Annotated in this window: 19 protein-coding genes; 10 read left to right on the forward strand and 9 right to left on the reverse strand. The window is 72.4% G+C overall.

All coding sequences use genetic code 11. From position 1 onward, the window contains the following. The first annotated feature begins 37 nt into the window (after window positions 1-37). Window positions 38-1051 (forward strand): hypothetical protein, encoded by a 1014-nt coding sequence (locus OG788_RS27650; protein ID WP_406374136.1) that lies wholly within the window; start codon window positions 38-40, stop codon window positions 1049-1051. Here the strand turns inward: OG788_RS27650 and OG788_RS27655 are convergent. Then, window positions 1048-1965 (reverse strand): GNAT family N-acetyltransferase, encoded by a 918-nt coding sequence (locus tag OG788_RS27655; RefSeq protein ID WP_406374138.1) that lies wholly within the window; start codon window positions 1963-1965, stop codon window positions 1048-1050. The genes OG788_RS27650 and OG788_RS27655 overlap by 4 nt on opposite strands. A gap of 212 nt (window positions 1966-2177) precedes the next feature. On the opposite strand from OG788_RS27655, the gene OG788_RS27660 reads away from it, so the two are divergent. The 5 genes from OG788_RS27660 to OG788_RS27680 all read left to right on the forward strand — a co-directional run bounded on the left by OG788_RS27660 (window position 2178) and on the right by OG788_RS27680 (window position 9632). Beyond that, complete coding sequence (locus tag OG788_RS27660; protein ID WP_406374140.1) at window positions 2178-3689, forward strand: aldehyde dehydrogenase family protein; 1512 nt, start codon at window positions 2178-2180, stop codon at window positions 3687-3689. 196 nt (window positions 3690-3885) lie between these two features. Then, entirely contained in the window at window positions 3886-5415 is a 1530-nt protein-coding gene (locus tag OG788_RS27665; RefSeq protein WP_406374142.1) for a GMC family oxidoreductase, read from the forward strand. A gap of 140 nt (window positions 5416-5555) precedes the next feature. Next, complete coding sequence (locus OG788_RS27670) at window positions 5556-6728, forward strand: glycine betaine/L-proline ABC transporter ATP-binding protein (protein ID WP_406376859.1); 1173 nt, start codon at window positions 5556-5558, stop codon at window positions 6726-6728. Next, window positions 6728-8668 (forward strand): ABC transporter permease, encoded by a 1941-nt coding sequence (locus OG788_RS27675; protein WP_406374144.1) that lies wholly within the window; start codon window positions 6728-6730, stop codon window positions 8666-8668. Before OG788_RS27670 ends, OG788_RS27675 begins: the two co-directional genes overlap by 1 nt. A 1-nt stretch (window position 8669) precedes the next feature. Beyond that, window positions 8670-9632, forward strand: a complete 963-nt coding sequence (locus tag OG788_RS27680) for an ABC transporter substrate-binding protein (RefSeq protein WP_406374146.1) — start codon at window positions 8670-8672, stop codon at window positions 9630-9632. A gap of 100 nt (window positions 9633-9732) precedes the next feature. Here OG788_RS27680 and OG788_RS27685 read toward each other — a convergent pair whose 3' ends face one another. Together OG788_RS27685 and OG788_RS27690 are read right to left on the reverse strand one after the other, a co-directional pair. Next, a complete protein-coding gene (locus tag OG788_RS27685; RefSeq protein WP_406374148.1) occupies window positions 9733-10446 on the reverse strand; it encodes an isocitrate lyase/phosphoenolpyruvate mutase family protein in 714 nt (237 codons plus the stop codon). 34 nt (window positions 10447-10480) lie between these two features. Beyond that, a complete protein-coding gene (locus OG788_RS27690) occupies window positions 10481-11023 on the reverse strand; it encodes a carboxymuconolactone decarboxylase family protein (protein WP_406376860.1) in 543 nt (180 codons plus the stop codon). Window positions 11024-11085: 62 nt separating this feature from the next. On the opposite strand from OG788_RS27690, the gene OG788_RS27695 reads away from it, so the two are divergent. Continuing rightward, the gene (locus OG788_RS27695; RefSeq protein WP_406374150.1) at window positions 11086-12477 is read left to right on the forward strand and encodes a PLP-dependent aminotransferase family protein; all 1392 of its coding nucleotides are present in this window, start codon (window positions 11086-11088) and stop codon (window positions 12475-12477) included. Window positions 12478-12738: 261 nt separating this feature from the next. Here OG788_RS27695 and OG788_RS27700 read toward each other — a convergent pair whose 3' ends face one another. Then, a complete protein-coding gene (locus OG788_RS27700; RefSeq protein WP_351553067.1) occupies window positions 12739-13617 on the reverse strand; it encodes a hypothetical protein in 879 nt (292 codons plus the stop codon). A gap of 131 nt (window positions 13618-13748) precedes the next feature. Here OG788_RS27700 and OG788_RS27705 point away from each other — a divergent pair, with 131 nt between their 5' ends. Both OG788_RS27705 and OG788_RS27710 read left to right on the forward strand, forming a co-directional pair. Next, window positions 13749-14081 (forward strand): hypothetical protein, encoded by a 333-nt coding sequence (locus tag OG788_RS27705; RefSeq protein WP_406374152.1) that lies wholly within the window; start codon window positions 13749-13751, stop codon window positions 14079-14081. Window positions 14082-14245: 164 nt separating this feature from the next. Beyond that, window positions 14246-15430, forward strand: a complete 1185-nt coding sequence (locus tag OG788_RS27710) for a glutathionylspermidine synthase family protein (RefSeq protein WP_351553011.1) — start codon at window positions 14246-14248, stop codon at window positions 15428-15430. Window positions 15431-15458: 28 nt separating this feature from the next. On the opposite strand, the gene rocD is transcribed toward OG788_RS27710, so the two are convergent. Next, window positions 15459-16673 carry an ornithine--oxo-acid transaminase gene (gene rocD, locus OG788_RS27715; protein WP_406376862.1) on the reverse strand — a complete coding sequence of 405 codons (1215 nt, stop codon included), beginning with the start codon at window positions 16671-16673 and terminating at the stop codon, window positions 15459-15461. Between the two features lie 403 nt (window positions 16674-17076). Between rocD and OG788_RS27720 the strand changes: the two genes are divergently transcribed. Then, window positions 17077-18522, forward strand: coding sequence for a glycine hydroxymethyltransferase (locus OG788_RS27720; RefSeq protein WP_406374154.1), 1446 nt, complete (start codon window positions 17077-17079; stop codon window positions 18520-18522). A gap of 92 nt (window positions 18523-18614) precedes the next feature. Here the strand turns inward: OG788_RS27720 and OG788_RS27725 are convergent, their stop codons facing one another. The 4 genes from OG788_RS27725 to OG788_RS27740 form a co-directional block, all read right to left on the reverse strand. Continuing rightward, window positions 18615-19268, reverse strand: a complete 654-nt coding sequence (locus OG788_RS27725; protein ID WP_406374156.1) for a hypothetical protein — start codon at window positions 19266-19268, stop codon at window positions 18615-18617. Window positions 19269-19350: 82 nt separating this feature from the next. Continuing rightward, window positions 19351-20043 carry a hypothetical protein gene (locus tag OG788_RS27730; RefSeq protein ID WP_406374158.1) on the reverse strand — a complete coding sequence of 231 codons (693 nt, stop codon included), beginning with the start codon at window positions 20041-20043 and terminating at the stop codon, window positions 19351-19353. A gap of 139 nt (window positions 20044-20182) precedes the next feature. Next, entirely contained in the window at window positions 20183-21094 is a 912-nt protein-coding gene (locus tag OG788_RS27735) for a hypothetical protein (RefSeq protein ID WP_406374160.1), read from the reverse strand. After that, window positions 21087-21656, reverse strand: coding sequence for an RNA polymerase sigma factor (locus tag OG788_RS27740; RefSeq protein WP_351553073.1), 570 nt, complete (start codon window positions 21654-21656; stop codon window positions 21087-21089). Before OG788_RS27740 ends, OG788_RS27735 begins: the two co-directional genes overlap by 8 nt. Window positions 21657-21682: the final 26 nt, after the last annotated feature.

Genomic DNA, 21682 nt, shown 5'->3' on the forward strand with positions numbered 1-21682 from the left:
CGCCGGGTGCGGCCGACGGGGAGCGGGGGGTGACGGGATGGCGCAGAGATGGGACGCGGACCGTCGGCAATGGGTGGACGACGGTACGGGGCGGCCCGAGGGCGGCGGAGTCCAGGACGGTGACGGTGCCGGCGGGGCGCCGCCGGACGGGGAGCAGCAGTGGTGGGCGGCTGCCACGCAGGCGGGTTCGCCGCGGCCCGATCACTATCCGCTCGCGGCTCCCCTCCCGCCGCAGCCGACGCCGCAGCAGCCGCCCCAGCATCCATGGCCGCAGCAGCAGTCCCAGTCCTGGTCGCACCCGCAGTCGGCCCCGCAGTCCCAGCCGTGGCCCGGGGGCGGCGCGATGCCCGGCGGCGGCGGGCCGCAGCGGGCCGGTGACTCGCGGCGGCTGCTTCTGGTGATCGTGGCCGTGGCCGTTCTGGCGGGGGGTGTCGGCGGCGGGCTGTGGGCGCTGACCAGGGACGACCCGGCGGGGCACCCGGACGCCGGCCCGACCGGTCCCGCGGTGACCGTCACCGCGTCGCAGCCCGGGGGGACTCCGGACACCCTGAACACCTCCGGCAGCGAGGGCGCCTACGCCGACCCGGCCGAGACCACCGCCCCCGAGCCGTCGCCCGGGTACAGCCGGGCGACGGATCCGCTCGGCTACACCGTGGACGTGCCGGACGGCTGGGCGCGTGACGAGACGCAGGGCAAGCTGGCACCCGTCGTCACCTACACGGCCCCCGGCGGCGACCGTCGGCTCATGGTGTTCGAGGTCAAGGAGATCTCCGTGACGGAGTCCTCCGCCCAGGCGCAGGAGATCGCGGAGGGGTTCAAGGGGTACCAGTACCTCGACCGGCGGACCGGCGCCGACTGGACGGAGTTCAGCTACCGCTACGACAGCAGGCAGTACGGAGCCACCCAGACCGTCGACCACCGCTTCCAGGCCGCCGACGGCACGCCGTACGCCGTCATCGCGAGCGGTCCGACGGGCACGGACCTGACCGAGCAGCTCACGACGGCCGTGAACTCCTTCTGCCCGACCGGGTTCGACTGCACGAGCCCCTAGCGTCCGGGCGGCTTCCTCGCCCCGGCGCGGGGCAGCCGCTTCTCGAACCAGTGCGCCGCGTAGACGTTGTCGTCGTACCGCGGGATCTCCATGTATCCGCACGCCCGGTACATCGCCCGGGCCTCGGTGAGCACGGCGTGCGTGTCCAGCCGTACGACGGTGAAGTCCCGCTCGGCGGCCCGTTGTTCGAGGCCGTCGAGGATGCGGCGTCCGAGGCCGAGCCGGCGGGCCCCGGGGTGCACCCAGACATGACGGATCTCGCCCGCCCGGGGGGCGAGCCGACGCAGCGCGCCGCAGCCCACGGGGCGGCCCTCCTCGTAGGCGACGAGGAAGGCGCCCGCGTCGCCCGACACGTCGGCGGGCCGGACGAGGGTGCCCGGGTCGAAGCCCTCGGGGAAGCGTTCGTCGATGTCGGCCGCGTACGCGGCGAGACAGGCGCGGGCGTCGGGGGAGGCGCCGTCGACGGTCTCGACGCTGATGGCGGCGAGCCGGAGCAGACGGTGGGCCGTGTCGAGGGCCGCGGTCAGTTCCGCGCGCTGGGGAGCGGCGAGGCCGCCGAGCAGGCCCTCGGCCAGCCCGTTGGCCCGTCGGTTCTGCTCCTTGACCTCCACCTGGCCGGCGGCCGTGAGCTCCGCGACGCGCAGTCTGCTGTCGCCGGGATGAACGCTCACCCGGACGAGGTCCTGCCTCTCCAGGGCCCGCACCATCCGGCTCAAGTACCCGGCGTCCAGGCCGAGTCGGGCCCGGAGTTCCCGCAGGGAGGCTCCCGCGCCACCGATCTCGAACAGCAGCCGGGCCTCGCCCAGGGGGCGGTCCTGGCCGAGGTAGTGGTCGTCGAGAACGCCGATGCGCCGGGTGAAGTAGCGGTTGAACCGCCGCAGCGCCGTCACCTGGTCCGCTGACACTGGCTTCATATTCCTTTGACTTTAGTCAAAGGAAACACGACTGTCCATCGGTGTCCATCGACCGGTCTGGTCGTGTTGCGGGTGATTTGTCAGTGACCCGGCGCACTTTTGGTGACGGATTGTGCATGCAACCGGGGTCGGGGGGCAGGTGCTCACGGCTCCCGGGAGTGACACACGCGTGACACAGGGACATCGAACAGGAACGGAAGGCAACACCGATCATGGCTGGACACCAGGCAGAACAGACCATCCACGTGGGCGGCGAGTGGCGCGCGGCGCTCTCCGGCGCGACGCGCGAGATCCTCGACCCCGCCGATGCCGAGCCGTTCGCCGTGGTCGCGGAGGGTGACGAGAAGGACACGGACCTCGCCGTCGCGGCCGCCCGCCGCGCCTTCGACGAGGGCCCCTGGCCGCACACCCCCGTCGCCGACCGCGCCGCCCTGCTGCGCCGCGTCGCCGACCTCCTCGTCCGCGACCGCGAGGAACTCGGCCTGCTGGAGAGCCGGGACGCGGGCAAGACCCTGGAAGAGGGGCGCGTCGACATCGACTGCGTCGCCGACGCCTTCCGCTACTTCGCCGACCTCGTGGTGGGGGAGGGCGGCGGGCGCGTGGTGGACGCCGGGTCCTCCGACGTCCACAGCGTCGTCGTGCACGAACCCGTCGGCGTGTGCGCGCTGATCACGCCCTGGAACTATCCGCTCCTGCAGGCCAGTTGGAAGATCGCTCCGGCCCTCGCCGCCGGCAACACCTTCGTGGTCAAGCCGAGCGAGATCACCCCGCTGACCACCGTCGCGCTGCTCGGTCTGCTGGCCGAGGCCGGGCTGCCCGCCGGTGTCGCGGGCCTCGTCACGGGCCCCGGCCACACCGTCGGCGCCCGCCTCGCCGAACACCCCGACGTCGACCTCGTGTCCTTCACCGGCGGACTCACCAGCGGTACGAAGGTGGCGCGCGCCGCCGCCGACACGGTCAAGAAGGTCGCGCTCGAACTCGGCGGCAAGAACCCCAACGTCGTCTTCGCTGACGCCTGCGCCACCGAGGAAGGCTTCGACACCGCCGTCGACCAGGCCCTCAACGCCGCCTTCATCCACAGCGGCCAGGTGTGCTCGGCCGGTTCACGGCTCATCGTCGAGGAGTCCGTGCGCGAGCGCTTCGTCGCCGAACTCGCCCGCAGGGCAAGCGCGATCAGGCTCGGCCGCGGCACCGAGGACGGCGTCGAGTGCGGCCCGCTCGTCTCCGAACAGCAGCGCGACAAGACCGAGGCGTATGTCGCCTCCGCGCTGGCCGAGGGCGCCGTGCTGCGTGCCGGCGGCAAGCGGCCCGAGCCGTCCGCCACCCGGCCCGCCACCGGCTACTTCTACGAGCCGACCGTCCTCGACCAGTGCCACCGCGGCATGCGTGTCGTCCGCGAGGAGGTCTTCGGACCCGTCCTGACCGTGGAGACCTTCTCCACCGAGGACGAGGCCGTCGCCCTCGCCAACGACACCGAGTACGGCCTCGCGGGCGCCGTCTGGACCGCCGACGCCGGCCGCGCCCGCCGCGTCGCCGGCCGGCTGCGCCACGGCACCGTCTGGATCAACGACTTCCACCCCTACCTCCCACAGGCGGAGTGGGGCGGCTTCGGCAGGAGCGGCGTCGGACGCGAACTCGGCCCGGCCGGACTCGCCGAGTACCGCGAGACCAAGCACGTCTACCAGAACCTCGCGCCGAAGCCCGTGCGCTGGTTCGCCGGCTGAGACCGGCCGGCCGGTCCCGCCGGTCGGCCCGCGGGTCAACGGCCTTACGCCGGAAGCCGGTCGGCCGCCCCGCACGGGGTGACGACCCGAGCCGCCGCCCGGCGCGGGCCGTACACCGCACTCCTCTCCGTCCCCCGTCCCTGCATCGCCCTTCCTCCAACCCCTCACCGCACAAGGCACCTTGGAGTACCACTTCATGTCCCAGCACGAGAACACGTACGACTACGTCGTCATCGGCGGCGGCACGGCGGGCTCCGTGATCGCGTCCCGCCTCACCGAGAACCCCGACGTCACGGTCGCCGTCATCGAGGGCGGGCCCAGCGACGTCGGCCGCGACGACGTCCTCACCCTGCGCCGCTGGATGGGCCTGCTCGGCGGGGAACTCGACTACGACTACCCGACCACCGAGCAGCCGCGCGGCAACTCGCACATCCGGCACAGCCGCGCCCGGGTGCTCGGCGGCTGCTCGTCGCACAACACGCTGATCGCGTTCAAGCCGCTGCCGTCCGACTGGGACGAGTGGGAGGCGGCCGGTGCCAAGGGCTGGGGCGCGGTGCCGATGGAGGCGTACTACGCACGGCTCCTCAACAACATCGTCCCGGTCGACGAGAAGGACCGGAACGCCATCGCCCGCGACTTCGTGGACGCCGCGCGGTCCGCGCTCGACGTGCCGCGCGTCGAGGGCTTCAACCGGCAGCCGTTCACCGAGGGCGTCGGCTTCTTCGACCTCGCGTACCACCCGGAGAACAACAAGCGGTCGAGCGCCTCGGTGGCGTACCTGCACCCGGTGATGGACGAGCGCCCCAACCTGACGCTCCTGCTGGAGACCTGGGCGTACAAGCTGGAACTCGACGGGACCCGGGTCACGGGTGTGCACGTCCGCACGAAGGACGGCGACGAGGTCCTCGTGAGCGCGAAGAACGAGGTCCTGCTCTGCGCGGGCGCCGTCGACTCGCCGCGCCTTCTGCTGCACTCCGGCATCGGACCCGCCGGTGACCTGGAGGAGCTGGACATCCCCGTCGTGCACGATCTGCCGGGCGTCGGCGAGAACCTGCTCGACCACCCCGAGTCGGTGATCGTCTGGGAGACGAACGGGCCGATCCCGGAGAACTCCGCGATGGACTCCGACGCGGGTCTGTTCGTACGCCGCGACCCCGAACACCAGGGCCCCGACCTGATGTTCCACTTCTACCAGATCCCCTTCACGGACAACCCGGAGCGCCTCGGCTACGAACGCCCCGCGCACGGCGTCTCGATGACGCCCAACATCCCCAAGCCCCGCAGCCGCGGCCGGCTCTACCTGACCAGCTCCGACCCGGCCGTCAAACCCGCCCTCGACTTCCGGTACTTCACGGACGAGGACGACTACGACGGCCGTACCCTCGTCGACGGCATCAAGATCGCCCGCGAGATAGCCCAGGCCGAGCCGCTCGCCGGCTGGCTCAAGCGCGAGGTGTGCCCCGGCCCCGGCATCACGGACGACGAGGAACTCAGCGCGTACGCACGGCAGGTCGCGCACACCGTGTACCACCCGGCGGGCACCTGCCGGATGGGCGGGCTCTCGGACGAACTCGCTGTGGTGGACCCCGAACTGCGCGTCCGCGGCCTCGACGGCATCCGGATCGCCGACGCCTCCGTCTTCCCGACCATGCCCGCCGTGAACCCCATGATCGGGGTGCTCATGGTCGGCGAGAGGGCCGCTGACCTGATCGGGGGTGGTGCGTGATGAGTACGACCACCGACGGGAACGACACCTCCGCCACGCCCGACGGCACGACGGCCGCCACGCCCGACGGCACGGTGACCGGCGCCCGTACTGCCGCCGGTACGACAACCATGGCGCCCGGCAACGGAAAAGAGTCAGGCATGGAGACCGAGTCCGGCAGCGGAACCGAGTCCGGCATGGAGACCGAGCCTGTCTTCTCCGTGCGCAACCTGTGGAAGGTCTTCGGTCCGAAGGCCGACCGGGTCCCCGGCGACCCGGAACTCGCCGGGCTCGACGCCGCCGAACTCCGTGCCGCCACCGGCTGCACCGCCGCCGTCCGCGACGTCAGCTTCGACGTGCGCAAGGGCGAGGTCTTCGTCGTCATGGGCCTGTCCGGCTCCGGCAAGTCCACGCTGGTGCGCTGTCTCACCCGGCTGATCGAGCCCACCTCGGGCCGGCTCGCGATCGACGGCGAGGACGTCATCGCGATGGACAAGGTCCGGCTGCGCGAACTGCGCCGCCACCGCGCCGCCATGGTCTTCCAGCACTTCGGTCTGCTGCCGCACCGCTCGGTGCTCGACAACGTCGCCTACGGCCTGGAGATCCAGGGCGTCTCGCGTGAGGAACGCCGGGCGAAGGCCGCCGAGGTCGTCGCCAAGGTCGGCCTGGAGGGCATGGAGCAGCGCAGGCCCGGACAGCTGTCCGGCGGTCAGCAGCAGCGGGTCGGGCTGGCCCGCGCGCTCGCCGTCGACCCCGAGGTCCTGCTCTTCGACGAGCCGTTCAGCGCGCTCGACCCGATGATCCGGCGCGACATGCAGGAGGAGGTCGTGCGGCTGCACCGCGAGGAGGGCCGCACGATGGTCTTCATCACCCACGACCTGACCGAGGCACTGCGCCTCGGTGACCGTATCGCCCTGATGCGCGACGGCCGGATCGTCCAGCTCGGCACCCCCGAGGAGATCGTCGGCTCCCCGGCCGACGACTACGTCCGCGAGTTCGTCCGCGACGTGCCCCGTGAGCAGGTCATGACCGTGCGCACGGCCATGCGGGCCGGGGACTGCGGAGGACCGGGCCACCCCGGCGCGCTCGCCCCCGACACCGTGGTCGCCGACGCCATCAAGACCGTCTCCGGCAGCGGGCGGGCCGCCTGCGTGGTCCGGGACGGCCACTGTCTCGGCGTCGTCGACCACGAGCGGCTGCTCGCCGTCGTCGCCGGATCGGACCTGACCGCCGGCCAGGACGTACGGACCGGCTCGGACGCACGGACCGGCTCGGACGCACGGGGCGGCGCGGACCCACGCGCCGGGGCGGACCAGCGGAAGGAGGCGGTGTGATGGCCGCAGTCACCGCATCCGTTCCCCGTGCCGTCCTGCCCGCCCGCCTCCGGCACCCCGCCGTCGGCAAGCTCCTGCTGCTCGCCGTCGTCGCCGCGGTGCTCGTGCCGCTCGCCGACGCCCGCTGGTCCAGCGGCAGTTGGCCGCACGCCCTCACCGTCGATCTGACCGAACCGCTCGGCAGAGCCAGCGACTGGATCATCGACAACCGCGACAGCCATCCGCTGTTCCTGTACTTCTTCGGCTACGTCAGCAACGCCGTCGTCCTCTCCGTGCGCGGCGTCTATCTGCTGCTGCTCGCGGCAGGCTGGGCCGGAGTGACCGCCGTGGCCGCCCTCGTGGCCTGGCGCGCGGCAGGCGTGCGTCTCGCCCTCGGCACCGGCGCCGCGTTCCTCGCCTGCGGACTGCTCGGCATGTGGGTGCCCACCATGCAGACCCTCGCGGTCATGGTGGTCGCCGTTCTCGCCTCCGTCGTCCTCGGCGCCCTGCTCGGCCTCGCCGCCGGGCTCTCCGACCGCACCCACCGCGCGTTGCGCCCCGTCCTCGACACCATGCAGGTGCTCCCGGCCTTCGCGTACCTGCTGCCGGTCGTGCTGGTCTTCGGCATCGGCGTCCCGGCGGCCGTGCTCGCCACCGTCGTCTACGCCGCCCCGCCGATGGCCCGCCTCACCGCGCTCGGGCTGCGTGACGCGGACGAAGGCGTGATGGAGGCGGTCGCCTCCCTCGGCGCCACGGCCCGCCAGCGCCTGCTCACCGCCCGCCTCCCGCTGGCCCGCAAGGAACTCCTCCTCGGCCTCAACCAGACGATCATGATGGCGCTGTCCATGGCCGTCATCGCCTCCGTCATCGGCGCCGGCGGTCTCGGCGACCGCGTGTACCAGGCCCTCGCCTCCGTCGACGTGGGCGCCGCCCTCTCCGCGGGCATCCCGATCGTGCTCCTCGCCGTCGTCCTCGACCGCGTCACTGGCGCGGCGGGCGAACGCCTCGGCGAGGCCCGTACGAGCACCCCCTGGCTGTACGGGGCGGCCGCCGCGGTGGCTGTCGCGGTCGCCGGACGTCTCGTCGGCCGGCTGGACTGGCCCGACGCGTGGGCCGTCGACATCGCCGGACCGGTGAACAACGCCGTCGACTGGATGACCGACCACCTGTACTCGGGCGTCCCCTACATCGGCGGCACCGCCGACTGGGCGGGCCACTTCACCACCTGGGTCCTGGACCCCGTCCGGGGCGGCCTGCAGTGGCTGCCCTGGTGGTCGGTACTGCTGATCGTCGCCGCCCTGGCCTGGCTGATCGGCACCTGGCGCACCGCGCTCACCGCCGTTCTCGCGATGGCCACGATCGGCGTGCTGGGCGTGTGGAAGCCGTCCCTCGACACGCTCTCCCAGGTGCTCGCGGCGGTCGCCGTGACCCTGGTGCTCGGTTTCGCCGTCGGGATCGCGGCCGCGCGCAGCGAGCGGTTCGAGCGACTGCTCAGGCCCGTTCTCGACGTGTTCCAGACCATGCCGCAGTTCGTGTACCTCATCCCGGTGGTCGCACTGTTCGGCGTCGGCCGCGCACCCGCCGTCGCCGCCGCCGTGGTGTACGCGCTGCCCGCCGTCGTCCGCATCACCACCCAGGGCCTGCGCGCCGTCGACCCGGCGGCCATGGAGGCCGCCCGCTCCCTCGGCGCGACCCCCGCGCAGCAACTGCGCCAGGTCCAGCTGCCGCTGGCCCGCCCGGCGCTGCAACTCGCCGTCAACCAGGGAGTCGTTCTGGTCCTCGCCGTCGTCATCATCGGCGGCCTGGTCGGCGGTGGCGCGCTCGGCTACGACGTGGTGTTCGGCCTCGCCCAGGGCGACCTGGCCACCGGTCTGGTGGCGGGCGCCGCGATCGTCTGCCTCGGCCTGATGCTCGACCGGGTGACCCAGCCGACCGAACGCCGCGTGAGGAAGGGAGCCTGACATGCGACTCCGTACGACATCCGCGGCCGTGGCCGGTACATCGGCCCTGCTGCTGCTCACCGGCTGCGGCGCCGCCGACATGACCAAGCAGGCCTCGCCCTTCGCGAACGCCCAGGGCGCGAAGACCGTGACCCTGTCCGTGCAGTCCTGGGTCGGCGCCCAGGCCAACGTGGGCGTCGCGCAGTACCTGCTCGAACACGAGCTGGGCTACCGCGTCGACACCGTCCAGGTCGACGAGGTGCCCGCCTGGGACGCGCTCAGCCAGGGCCGCGTCGACGCGATCCTGGAGGACTGGGGCCATCCCGACCAGGAGAAGCGCTACGTCGACGACAAGAAGACGATCGCGCCCGGCGGCGACCTGGGAGTGACCGGGCACATCGGCTGGTACGTCCCGACGTACTTCGCCGAGCAGCACCCCGACGTCACGGACTGGAAGAACCTCGACAAGTACGCCGACCGGATGCGTACGCCCGAGAGCGGCGGCAAGGGCCAGCTCCTCGACGGCTCCCCGTCGTACGTCACCAACGACAAGGCCCTGGTGAACAACCTGAAGCTCGACTACCAGGTGGTGTTCGCCGGTTCGGAAGCCGCGCAGATCACGCAGATGAAGCAGTTCGCGAAGGAGAAGAAGCCCTTCCTCACGTACTGGTACTCCCCGCAGTGGCTCTTCGAGAAGGTCCCCATGACCGAGGTGAAGCTGCCCGCCTACAAGGAGGGCTGTGACGCCGACGCGGCGAAGGTCGCCTGCGCCTACCCGCACACTCCGCTGCAGAAGTACCTCAACGCCGACTTCGCGAAGACCGGCGGCAGGGCGGCCGCCTTCCTGAAGAACTTCAAGTGGACCACCGAGGACCAGAACGAGGTCTCCTTGATGATCGCCAACGACAGGCTGACGGCTCAGGAGGCGGCGAAGAAGTGGGTCGACCGCCACGCGTCGACCTGGCGGGCGTGGCTGCCGTCGTAGCCGTCGTAGCCGTCGTAGCCGTCGTAGCCGTCCTGGCCGTCCTGGCCGACGTACGGGGCGGCGGGGCGGGTGCCGGCAACAGCGGCACCCGCCCCGCGGCCTACCTCAGCTTCGCCGCGATGTCCCCCAGCGCCTCGGCCGCCCGGCGCTGCAGCCCGGGTCCGAACGTGACCCGCGTGGCCCCGAGTTCACCCAATTCGGCGGCCGGCATCCCGTCGAGCCCGGCGAACACGTTCACCGGCCCGCGGATGCCGGACCGCAGCAGCGGGAGCACGTCGGTCGGTGCCCCGATCGGATACACGCAGTCCGCCCCCGCGGCGACGTAGAGCGCGGCCCGCTCGATGACCTGATCGGGGTCTCCGTCCCCGTGCACGAAGACGTCGACACGGGCGTTGACGAAGAGCAGGTCCGCCGCCGCGCTCCGCACCTCGGCCAGCCGGTCGGCGTGCCGGGCCGCGTCCTTGAGGACCCCGCCCGCGGAGTCCTCGAGGTTGCATCCGACGGCGCCCGCCTCCAGCAACCGTTCCACCAGCTCGCCCGGCGTCAGCCCGTAGCCGTCCTCGACATCCGCCGACACCGGTACGTCGACCGCCCGGACGATCCGCGCGACGGCGGCGAACATCTCGTCGGCCGGCGTCTCCCCGTCCGCGTACCCGAGCGAGGCGGCGACCCCGGCACTCGGGGTGGCGAGCGCGGGGAATCCGGCGTCCACGAGCACCCGGGCGCTCGCGGCGTCCCAGGGCCCGGGCAGCACCAGCGGATCACCCGGCACGCGCCCGTGGTGCAGCGCCCGGAACGTCTCGGCCTTGCTCACCACCGCGTACTCCCCTCCGGGACGCGCCGGGCCGTCACTTGTACTGGCCCGCCTGGTAGTGGCCGGGCACCATGCGGCAGGTCACGCCGAACCGGTTCCAGGCGTTGATCACGGTGATCGCGGCGATCAGCTGGGCGAGGTCGGTCTCCTCGAATTGCCGGGCCGCGCGCTCGTACACGTCGTCCGGCACGAACCCTTCCGTGAGCACGGTGACGGCCTCGGTCAGCTCGATCGCCGCGATCTCCTTCTCCGTGTAGAAGTGCCGCGACTCCTCCCAGGCGCCGAGCTGCACGATCCGCTCCACGCTCTCACCCGCCGCGAGCGCGTCCTTGGTGTGCATGTCGAGGCAGAACGCGCAGTGGTTGAGCTGCGAGGCACGGATCTTCACGAGCTCCAGGAGCACGGGGTCCACCCCGCGCCGGGCCGCCGCGTCGAGCCTGACCATCGCCTTGTAGACGTCGGGGGCGAGCTTGGCCCACTCCAGCCGCGGGGCGTGCTCGGGCGCGTACCGCGCGGTCCCGGCTTCGGTCGCGCCGGTCGCGGTCGTGTCGGTCGTCGTGGTGTTCTGCGTGGTCATGTCCTGCGTCGTCATGAGATCGACCCTACGAGGGGAGTAGCCCAGGAGTATGGTCCATTTCCATGGCGAAAACATGGGCCACTCTGGGCGTCGACCTTCATGTCGAGCCGACCGGACCCGGCGTCCGCAAGGGGCTGACGGAGGCACTGCGCGAGGCGGTTCGCAGCGGCCGGCTGGCCCCCGGAACCCGGCTGCCGTCCTCACGCTCGCTCGCCACCGACCTGGGCATCGCCCGCAACACGGTCGCCGACGCCTACGCCGACCTCGTCGCCGAGGGCTGGCTCACCGCGCGCCAGGGCTCGGGCACCCGGGTCGCCGAGCGGACCGTCGTACGACCGGCGCGGGAGGCCGCCCCACGCCGCCGCGAACAGGGCGGTCCGGCCTACGACCTCGTCCCCGGCCACCCCGACCTCGCGTCCTTCCCGCGCACCGCCTGGCTCAAGGCGGCCCGCCGCGCCCTGACCGCCGCACCGCACGACGCCCTCGGCTACGGCGATCCACGCGGCCGCCCCGAACTGCGCACCGCCCTCGCGGGTTATCTCTCCCGCGCCCGGGGCGTACGCGCCGACCCGGACCACATCGTGATCTGCTCCGGCTTCTCGGACGGCCTGACGCTGCTCGGCGCGGTCCTGCGGCAGCGGGGTCTGCGTTCCATCGCCGTGGAGTCGTACGGCCTGGACGTGCACTGGAACCTCCTGCACCGATCGGGCCTGCGCACGACCCCCCTGCCGTTCGACGAACTCGGCACCGACACAAGTCGCTTGACGGGCGTACGAGCCGTTCTGCTCACGCCCGCCCACCAGTTCCCGATGGGCGTGCCGCTGCATCCGGACCGCAGGGCCGCCGTCGTCGGCTGGGCCCGCCGCACCGGGGGGCTCGTCCTGGAGGACGACTACGACGGCGAGTTCCGCTACGACCGTCAGCCCGTCGGCGCGTTGCAGGGCCTGGACCCCGAGCACGTGGTCTATCTGGGCACCGCGAGCAAGTCCCTGGCGCCCGCGCTGCGCCTGGGCTGGCTGGTCCTGCCGCCGTCCCTCGCGGACGAGGTCGTCTCGTTGAAGGGGGAGGGCGGTTGGTCCACCGGCGCGCTGGACCAGCTCACCCTGGCGGAGTTCATCACCTCGGGCGCCTACGACCGCCATGTGCGCGCCGCCCGGCTGCGCTACCGGCGCCGCCGGGACGCACTCGTCGCCGCGCTCGCCGTCCGTGCCCCCGCCGTGCACGCCACCGGTATCGCGGCGGGGCTGCACGCCGTGCTGAGACTTCCGCCCGGCACCGAGCAGTCGGTCGTCCAGGCCGCCGTCTGGCAGGGACTCGCGGTCCACGGCCTCTCCCGCCACCGCCACCCGGACGCCTCCGCCCCGCCCCAGGACGCCCTCGTCGTCGGCTACGGCACACCGCCGGACCACGCGTGGTCCGGCGCACTGGACGCGCTGTGCCGCGCGCTTCCCTGAAACGGGGACCCGATCTCGACGCGGGGTCCTGTGTCCTGTCCCGCGGAGTCCTCGGTGAGGCGGAGGGCCGGGCTTCAGTCCCGCCGAGTCCTCGGTGAGGAGGACGGCCGGGCTTCAGTCCCGCCGAGTCCTCGGCGAGACGGACGGCCCGGGCGTAGCGTCGCAGCGTTTTCGGCGAGCACGATCCGCCCCTCCGGGACTCCTGATCCCGGGATGCGCTCCGGTCGCTCTCGCCACCGGAAGCGCACCCGCGCGGCCGTCTCACACCTCCCGCGCTTCCTCCGTGTCCGGCTCTGCCGACGCCTCCGCCGACGTCTCCGGCGCCTCGCCGAACCGCGCCAGGGCCAAGGCCCCCGCCACGGCCACCGCGAAACCGAGAACCGCCAGCCAGGTCAGCCCCTCGCGGGTACGGTCGCCCAGCCACACCACCCCCACCAGCGCGGGCCCGATGGTCTCCCCGATGACCAGCCCGGCGGTGGCCGTCGTCACCGAACCCCGTTGCAGGGCCGTGGTGAGCAGCAGGAACGCCGCCCCGCCACCGATCAGCAGCGCGTACGTCGCCGGATTGGCCAGCAGCGTTCCCGGATCGAGGTCCTCGATCAGCCGCACGGCCACCTCGACCACGCCGAAGCCGAACCCGGCCCCGAGTCCCAGCGCGAGCGCCCGCCCCCGGTCGGGCAGCCGCCCGCCGAGGAGCCCCAGCACCAGGACGGCCACGGACGTCCCCAGCACCGCGTACTTCAACGTCAGGGACCCCGTTCGGTCCCCCTCCGTCCCGGACGCCAGTCCGAGCATCGCGAGCCCGGCGCACACCACCGCCACCGCGCCCCACTCGACCCGGCTCAGCCGCACATGCAGCAGCCGCGAGGCCACCACCGCGGTCACGGCCAGGCTCGCGGCGAGGGCCGCGCCGACGGCGTAGATCGGAAGCGACCGCAGCGCGATGATCTGCAGCAGGAACCCGACGCCGTCGAGGCCCAGTCCCGCCAGATAGCGCCACTGCCGCAGCGCCCGCAGCAGCAGTGCCGCCGCGCCGCCGGCCCCGCCGCCCGTCCCGTCTTCGCCCGCCGCCCGTGCGGCCATCGCCTGCAGAACCGTCGCCGTACCGAAGCAGACCGAGGCGCCGAGGGCGCAGATCATTCCAAAGAGCACGAAGTGACTGTAGGGGACGGTGCTTCTCGGGGGGTCGTCGCTGACGCGCCGTACGCGATCTCTAATCTGTTCCTCTTCAACCAAAACATGATCTGCACAGAACAAACGGGGGAACCGACATGGCAGACGTACGACGCCAACTGCGCTCGGGCACGGTCGTCCTGGGCGGTATGGGCCTCCTCGCGGCCGCGCTCACCGCCTGTTCCTCCGACCCCGACAAGCGCTGCGTCGACCGCGACAGCTACAACCTCGGCAAGGGCTACAAGGTCGTCGCCGACGAGAACTGCAAGTCCACCAACACCTCGTCCCACGGCGCCTGGTACTACGGCGGCAACAAGAAGAGCGGCTGGATCGACAGCGGCTCCTTCACCAAGTCCAGTGGCTCCGGCGGTTCGGGCGGCGGCGTCCACCGCGGCGGCTTCGGCGGCGGCAAGGGCGGCTCCGGCGGCTGACCGGCGGGCGTGTCGCCCCCCGCCCCACGGGGCCCGCCCGCGGCACACCCGCCGTGTACGCGGCACGTCCGCCGTGTGCGAGAAGCGACACGGCGCCAGGTGTTCCCCGTTGAACCACGCACGACACGCCCGCCCCACCCGCCGAACAGAGAACCGACGCACCCATGGAACGCCGCACCATCGCCCCCCGCCCCGGCTGGCAGCAGACCGTCGAGGAGCAGGGACTCGTCTACCCGCTGACCCGCCACCCCGACGACTCCCTGCGCCCCTACTGGGACGAGAGCGCCTACTACGCCTTCTCCCTTGCCGAGGTGGAGGCGCTGGAGGAGGTCGTCGAGGAACTGCACGGCATGTGCCTCGCGGCGGCCGGCCACATCGTCGAGCGAGGACGCTTCGCCGACCTCGGCATCGACGATCCGCGGGTCGCGGCGGCGGTCGCCGAGGCCTGGCACCGGCGCGCCGAACTCCCGTCCGTCTACGGCCGTTTCGACCTGCGCTACGACGGCACGGGCCCGGCGAAACTCCTCGAGTACAACGCCGACACGCCGACCTCGCTGGTCGAGGCCGCGAGCCCGCAGTGGTTCTGGATGGAGGACCGCTTCCCCGGCGCCGACCAGTGGAACTCCCTGCACGAACGCCTCGTCGCCGCCTGGAAGAAGCAGGGTGCCCTCCTTCCGCCGGGCAGCCCCCTCTACTTCGCGCACTCCGCCGCCGACGAGCTCGGCGAGGACCTGATGACGGTCGCCTACCTGAAGGAGACCGCGGAACAGGCCGGCCTCGACACGGACTGGATCTCCATGGAGGAGATCGGCTGGGACCCCCTCTCCGGGCGCTTCGTCGACAACCGGCTCGGCTTCATCCGCAGCTGCTTCAAGCTCTACCCCTGGGAGTGGCTCACCTCCGACGACTTCGCCGGCCACGTCCTGGACACCCTCGACAACGGCGGAGGCACCGGCACGACCCTGTGGATCGAGCCCGCCTGGAAGATGCTCCTCTCCAACAAGGCCCTCCTCGCCATCCTCTGGGAGCTCTACCCGGACCACCCGAACCTCCTCCCCGCCTACCTCGACGGCCCCCGCGAGCTGGCCCGGACGAACGGGTACGTCGCCAAGCCCCTCCTGGGCCGCGAGGGCGCCGGTGTGACGATCCACGAACCCGGCGCCGCCCCCGTCGTACGCGAAGAGGCCTGCTGCTACCAGGAGCTGGCACCGCTCCCGTCCTTCGACGGCAACCGTGTCGTCCTCGGCGCCTGGGTCGTCGAGGACGAGTCGGCGGGCCTCGGCATCCGGGAGTCGTCCGGCCCGATCACGGACGAGTACGCCCGCTTCCTGCCCCACGTGATCCTCTAGCCCCCGGCCCGTGCGACGGGCCCCGTCCCTACGCCCCCAGCACGGCCCGCAGCTGGGCGAGTCCCCAGTCCAGGTCCTCCTTGGAGATGACCAGGGGCGGGGCGATCCGGACGGTGACGCCGTGGGTGTCCTTGACGAGGACACCCCGGTCCATCAGCTTCTCCGAGATCTCCCGGCCCGTGCCGCGCTCCGGGGCGATGTCGATACCCGCCCACAGGCCGCGCCCGCGCACCGCGGTGACATGACCCGAGCCCTTCAACACGCCCAGCTCATGGTGCAGATGCTCACCCAGCTCGGTGGCCCGCCGCTGGTACTCGCCCGACCTCAGCATCGCGATCACCTCCAGCGCCACCGCGCAGGCCAGCGGATTCCCCCCGAACGTCGATCCGTGCTCCCCTGGCCGGAACACCCCGAGCACCTCCGCGCTCGACACCACCGCCGACACGGGCACCACCCCGCCGCCGAGCGCCTTCCCGAGGACGTACATGTCCGGCACCACACCCTCGTGCTCGCACGCGAACGTCCGTCCGGTCCGCCCCAGCCCCGACTGGATCTCGTCCGCGACGAACAGCACATCGCGCTCCAGCGTCAGCTCCCGCACGGCCGGCAGATAACCGGCCGGCGGCACGAGCACGCCCGCCTCCCCCTGGATCGGTTCGAGCAGTACGGCCACCGTGTTCTCCGTGACCGCCGCCCGCAGCGCCGTCAGGTCCCCGTACGGCACGATCTCGAATCCCGGTGTGTACGGGCCGAAGTCCGCCCGCGCCTCCGGGTCCGTCGAGAAGCTGATCACCGTCGTCGTGCGCCCGTGGAAGTTGTTGCCCGCGACCACGATCTTCGCCATCTCCGCGGGGACGCCCTTGACCCGGTACCCCCACTTGCGGGCCGTCTTCACCGCCGTCTCCACCGCCTCCGCGCCGGTGTTCATCGGCAGCACCATCTCCATGCCGCACAGCGACGCCAGCTCCCGGCAGAAGTCCGCGAACCGGTCGTGATGGAACGCCCGCGACGTCAACGTCACCCGATCCATCTGGGCCTTCGCCGCCTCGATCAGCCGCCGGTTGCCATGGCCGAAATTCAGTGCCGAGTATCCGGCCAGCATGTCGAGGAAGCGGCGCCCCTCGACATCCGTCATCCAGGCCCCGTCCGCCGTCGCCACGACGACCGGCAGCGGGTGGTAGTTGTGCGCGCTGTGCGCGTCGGCCGAGGCGATGAGTGCCTCCGTCGTCTCCTTGGCATCCATGGCGGTCACGGGATCTCCGTTCTCTGACGAGCGGCGCGGGGAGTGGCGCGGTCTTCCCCGGCACGCCGCACGGCGCGTTCTCCCCGGGCGCGGGCACGTGACGCCCGCTCGGGGACGGGCTTGTGGCCCTTTCCTATCGTCGCTCGCATGGTGGACCGGGGACCCCGGTGATCCGGCGCGCCCGGTAGGCTGACCGGCGGGGCCGTGACTGGCGCGCTGGGATGGGACCGACCATCGGGGAGCGGCACCCACGCTGTGACTTCCCGGGGGCGACCCCGGACCTCGGAACGGAGAAACAGTCCGTCCTGAGGGACCCGGAGTGTCCGGGCGAGGAGTCGTGGCAACCGAGTGCCGTGCGCCTGGGCCGACCCGTGAACGCTGAACGCCACGTCCGGAGGCCGTCATGCCAGAGCCCCTTTCCACCGAGTCCACCGCCTTCCGCAGCGCCCTCGACGTGATCCGGGCCGTGGAGCCCCGCGTCGCCGACGCCATCGGCCAGGAAATCGCCGACCAGCGCGACATGCTCAAACTGATCGCCTCCGAGAACTACGCCTCCCCGGCCACCCTCCTGGCCATGGGCAACTGGTTCAGCGACAAGTACGCCGAGGGCACCATCGGCCGCCGCTTCTACGCCGGCTGCCGCAACGTGGACACCGTCGAGGCCCTCGCCTCGGAGCACGCCCGCGAACTGTTCGGCGCCGAGCACGCCTACGCCCAGCCGCACTCCGGGATCGACGCCAACCTCGTCGCCTTCTGGGCCGTTCTCGCCGCCCGCGTCGAGGCCCCGGCACTCGCCAAGGCCGGCGTCCGCAACGTCAACGACCTCTCCGAGGCCGACTGGGCCGAACTGCGCCAGGCCTTCGGCAACCAGCGCATGCTCGGCATGTCCCTGGACGCGGGCGGCCACCTCACCCACGGCTTCCGCCCGAACATCTCAGGAAAGATGTTCGACCAGCGCTCCTACGGCACCGACCCCGCCACCGGCCTCATCGACTACGAGGCCCTGCGCATCTCCGCCCGCGAGTTCAAGCCGCTGATCATCGTCGCCGGTTACTCCGCCTACCCCCGTCTGGTGAACTTCCGCATCATGCGGGAGATCGCCGACGAGGTCGGTGCCACCCTCATGGTCGACATGGCCCACTTCGCCGGCCTGGTCGCGGGCAAGGTCCTCACCGGCGACTTCGACCCGGTCCCGCACGCCCAGATCGTCACCACCACCACGCACAAGTCGCTCCGCGGCCCGCGCGGCGGCATGGTCCTGTGCGACGAGACCCTCGCCGAGCAGGTCGACCGCGGCTGCCCGATGGTGCTCGGTGGGCCCCTTCCCCACGTCATGGCCGCCAAGGCCGTCGCGCTCGCCGAGGCCCGCCGCCCCGAGTTCCGCGACTACGCCCAGGCCGTCGTCGACAACTCCCGCGCCCTCGCCGAGGGCCTGATGCGCCGCGGCGCCACCCTGGTCACCGGCGGTACCGACAACCACCTCAACCTCATCGACGTCGCCTCCTCCTACGGTCTGACCGGCCGCCAGGCCGAGTCAGCCCTGCTCGACTCGGGCATCGTCACCAACCGCAACGCCATCCCGGCCGACCCCAACGGCGCGTGGTACACCTCCGGCATCCGCATCGGCACCCCCGCGCTGACCACCCGTGGCCTCGGCCTGACCGAGATGGACGAGATCGCCGGTCTGATCGACCGCGTCCTCACCGCGACCGAGGCCGGCACCACCGCCAAGGGCGCCCCCTCCAAGGCCCAGCACGTCCTGGACGCGAAGATCTCCGACGAGATCTCCCACCGGGCCACCGACCTGCTCACCGGCTTCCCGCTCTACCCGGAGATCGACCTCGGCTGACCCTCCGGACCGGGGCTGACCGATCCGGGGGCCCGGACCGAGGCCGGACCGGCCCCGGTCCGACCGGCCCGAGCTATTGCGCCGTCCGGTCCCTACAAGTCGATCAGCTCCTGTCGTGGCTCCCGCGGCGGCTCCGCGTCCTCACGCCGGGCCGCCGCGCGGCGTACGAACCACGGAACGCCGCCGCCGAGAGCCAGACCCACCGCGAGTCCGGGCAGCACCCACCGTGCCCGCTCCACCGCATCCGGCTCCGCCACGGCGGCCACCACCGTGGGCCGGGAACCGAACAGCCTCCCCTCCTCCGCCAATTGCCCGAACACCGAGCTCGGCGCCCGATGCCAGCGGATGTCGTCGTCCACCACGTCGGGCGAGGGATCCGAACGCACCCACGGCGTACCGTCCGGCGCGAGGAACACCTGGTCCTGGCGCTCGACGGCGACGTCGCCGCCGGGCGCCCGACTGGTCTGCGGCCAGCCCCCGACACCGGTCAGCCCCCAGATCACGGTCACCCGCACCTCCGGAAATCGGCCGAGTGTCCACGCTTCGGGCACCCTCTCGGTCCCCGTGTACCGGGGCGACAGCAGCCGCCACAGCCGTCCGAAGTCCCGCTCCTCGGCGTGCAGCGTGGTCGTCCGGCCCGTGTCACCGGCGATCACCAGGGCCATGTCCGGGCTGTCGCCCTTCCCGAGCCCCCGGGCGCCCGCCGACGCAGGGGCCCGTGCTGCGCCGAGCGTGGCCAACGCCATGGACACGAGTAACAGGACCCGCACCCCGTTCCTGATCCGTCCGACCCGGCACCTCATATGTCCCCCTCGATCCGGCCGGCACCTACACGTCCCGCAGCTCCTGTCGAGGCTCCCCCTTGTGAGGCCGTCGTATCCGGGCCAGCACGGCCCCGGCCGCCGCCCCGGGTATCGCCCACCACCAGTCGGTGCCGTCGCCGGTCGCGGCGGCGGTCCTCGTGCGGGACCGAGCGGTGGACGTGGACGTGGGCGTGGGAGACGGACCGGCATTCGTGCCCTCAGGTGTCTGCCGGGGACCGGGGCGGATTCCTCCGGCGCCCTGCGCCCTCGGCCTGCCCAGGATTCCCAGCTTCTTGAGCAGCGTCCGCACCTCGGCCGGCTGCCGGGCCTTGTGCCAGTAGCCTTCCATGGTCGTCACGTCGGTCGTGGTGTGGATCCAGACGTCCTTGCTCCACGAAGCATGCGGATAGACGCGGTCCACCCGCCAGGGCGACACGTCATGGGCCATCCACGTCACGTTGAGCTGGTGTCCGTCGGCCGCGCCGAGCCCCGGCAGCTCCACCTCGCGGCTGTCCGAGTCCGCCCCGCCCAGAAGCCGCATCAACTCGCCGTACTCCTCGTCCGAGTGGTACAGCGCGGCGCTCTCCGCGCTCTCCGGCGAGACCAACAGCACACTCGTCGGTCCGCCGGCCAGGGCGGACGGTGCCGCCAGCATCACGACCGCCAGAGCCGATACCAACACCCCTGTAGCAGTGAGCAGTTCACGAAGTCTGCGCATGGAACCCCCGAACCGGCCGGCCGATCGACGTGCGGTCCGCCCGCACGTCGTCTGTCACTTCTGGTACACCGCCCGACCGGCCGGGGTTCCCATCCGACGCCCGCGAATTCCGAGCCGTGCCCGGCGACGGCGAACCCGGCTACTTCAGCGACCTGGCGATCTCCAGTGCCCGGGTCCTCGAGGACACCCCCTCCAGCCGGAGCGTCACCTCGCCTTCGTGCATCCACAGGAGCGTGGGCCCGGCGGTCCGCTCGGAGCGGGTGAAGCGGTCGCCGTCCGCGTCGACGAGCCAGAAGCTCAGGAGATGCGGCCTCGGGAACCACAGCGCCGGATCGCCGAACTCCTCGTCTTCGTGCAGGCGCAGCCACTCCGGCGGCTCCCGGACCGTCTTGGTGAAGCCGATGTCCAGCCGCGCCGGATACGCGTCGATCCGGACCTGGTGCCCGTGCTCGCGCCAGCACAGGCTCATCAGCAGCCGTCCTCCCGGCTCGGGCGTCACGGTCACCGAGTCCGGCGCGCCGAGGGCGTCGGGCACGAGAGGCTCGAACCCGGCCCGCCGTCCGGCCTGCGCCAGGGTCAGTGAGGGCCCGGGGCAGCCCGGCACCCGTGCCCCGGCCGAGGGCACCGCCGACGGGTCGTAGCGCACCTCGACCCCGCCGAAGCCGAACCAGTCGACGACCGCCGCCCGCACCGGTGGCGTGAGCACGAGAACCGCCAGCACTCCGCACAGGCCCGCGGTGAGCGCCCGCCGGCGGGCCCGCGCCCAGCGGCGCACCGCGAGCAGCCGCGCGCGGGGCCCCTGAGTCCCGTGCTCCGGGAGCGGGATCCCCTCCCGCCGTCCGGAAGGCGTGGACGGAACCCCCATCGCGAGAATGTCCTCCAGCACCCGCTCGACCATCGACTCGTCGCCGTCGGCCCCCGGGCCGTCCAGCGACCGCCCGAGCGCCCGCAGCTCGTCCGGCAGCCGGGAGACGTCCGCACGGGCTCGCCGGGCCCGCTCGCGGCCGGACTCCGCGCCGCCGGCGCCTCCGTCGTCGTACGACTCACTCATGCTCGTCACCCCCTTCCCGAGGCTCCCGAGGTTCGAAGGCGGGCAGCAGCCGGCCCAGCTTGCGCAGGGCGCGGTTGAGCCGGGACTTCACCGTGCCGCGCGGCCAGCCCAGGGCCTGGGCCGTCTCCGGTTCGTCCATCTCCAGGAGATAGCGGTAGGTGACGACGAGGCGGTGGTCCTCGCTCAGCTGCTCCAGAGCCGCCAGCAGCGCGGAGCGCCGCTCCGACTCCAGCGCCGCGACCGCCGGGTCCGCCGATTCCGGTATCGGCGGCGCGGCCTCCGCGAGCGCCGCCTCCCGGCCGGCCAGCGTCCGCTGACGCACCGCCGTCCGCACTGTGTTCCTGGTCTCATTGGCGACGATCGACAACAACCAGGGCTTGAACGCCGAGCCGTCCCGGAAGCGCTCCAGCGAGCAGTACGCCTTGATGAAGGCCTGCTGCACCACGTCCTCCGCGTCCGCGCCCGCTCCGAGCGCCCTGGCCGCCCTGATCGCGATGCCCGTGTGGGCACGGACCAGCTCCGCGTACGCCTCCGGCTCCCCGGCGCGTACACGTGCGATCACCACGGCCTCGTCGACGACGATGCGGC

Source organism: Streptomyces sp. NBC_00647 (assembly GCF_045207245.1).
Classification (GTDB): domain Bacteria; phylum Actinomycetota; class Actinomycetes; order Streptomycetales; family Streptomycetaceae; genus Streptomyces.

Excerpts from the sequence above, each read along its gene's own strand:
- OG788_RS27650 (WP_406374136.1), top strand. The coding sequence starts at position 38 with ATGGCGCAGAGATGGGACGCGGACCGTCGGCAATGGGTGGACGACGGT.
- OG788_RS27655 (WP_406374138.1), bottom strand. The coding sequence starts at position 1,965 with ATGAAGCCAGTGTCAGCGGACCAGGTGACGGCGCTGCGGCGGTTCAAC.
- OG788_RS27660 (WP_406374140.1), top strand. The coding sequence starts at position 2,178 with ATGGCTGGACACCAGGCAGAACAGACCATCCACGTGGGCGGCGAGTGG.
- OG788_RS27665 (WP_406374142.1), top strand. The coding sequence starts at position 3,886 with ATGTCCCAGCACGAGAACACGTACGACTACGTCGTCATCGGCGGCGGC.
- OG788_RS27670 (WP_406376859.1), top strand. The coding sequence starts at position 5,556 with ATGGAGACCGAGTCCGGCAGCGGAACCGAGTCCGGCATGGAGACCGAG.
- OG788_RS27675 (WP_406374144.1), top strand. The coding sequence starts at position 6,728 with ATGGCCGCAGTCACCGCATCCGTTCCCCGTGCCGTCCTGCCCGCCCGC.
- OG788_RS27680 (WP_406374146.1), top strand. The coding sequence starts at position 8,670 with ATGCGACTCCGTACGACATCCGCGGCCGTGGCCGGTACATCGGCCCTG.
- OG788_RS27690 (WP_406376860.1), bottom strand. The coding sequence starts at position 11,023 with ATGACCACGCAGAACACCACGACGACCGACACGACCGCGACCGGCGCG.
- OG788_RS27695 (WP_406374150.1), top strand. The coding sequence starts at position 11,086 with ATGGCGAAAACATGGGCCACTCTGGGCGTCGACCTTCATGTCGAGCCG.
- OG788_RS27700 (WP_351553067.1), bottom strand. The coding sequence starts at position 13,617 with ATGATCTGCGCCCTCGGCGCCTCGGTCTGCTTCGGTACGGCGACGGTT.
- OG788_RS27705 (WP_406374152.1), top strand. The coding sequence starts at position 13,749 with ATGGCAGACGTACGACGCCAACTGCGCTCGGGCACGGTCGTCCTGGGC.
- OG788_RS27710 (WP_351553011.1), top strand. The coding sequence starts at position 14,246 with ATGGAACGCCGCACCATCGCCCCCCGCCCCGGCTGGCAGCAGACCGTC.
- rocD (WP_406376862.1), bottom strand. The coding sequence starts at position 16,673 with ATGGATGCCAAGGAGACGACGGAGGCACTCATCGCCTCGGCCGACGCG.
- OG788_RS27720 (WP_406374154.1), top strand. The coding sequence starts at position 17,077 with ATGCCAGAGCCCCTTTCCACCGAGTCCACCGCCTTCCGCAGCGCCCTC.
- OG788_RS27725 (WP_406374156.1), bottom strand. The coding sequence starts at position 19,268 with ATGGCGTTGGCCACGCTCGGCGCAGCACGGGCCCCTGCGTCGGCGGGC.
- OG788_RS27730 (WP_406374158.1), bottom strand. The coding sequence starts at position 20,043 with ATGCGCAGACTTCGTGAACTGCTCACTGCTACAGGGGTGTTGGTATCG.
- OG788_RS27735 (WP_406374160.1), bottom strand. The coding sequence starts at position 21,094 with ATGAGTGAGTCGTACGACGACGGAGGCGCCGGCGGCGCGGAGTCCGGC.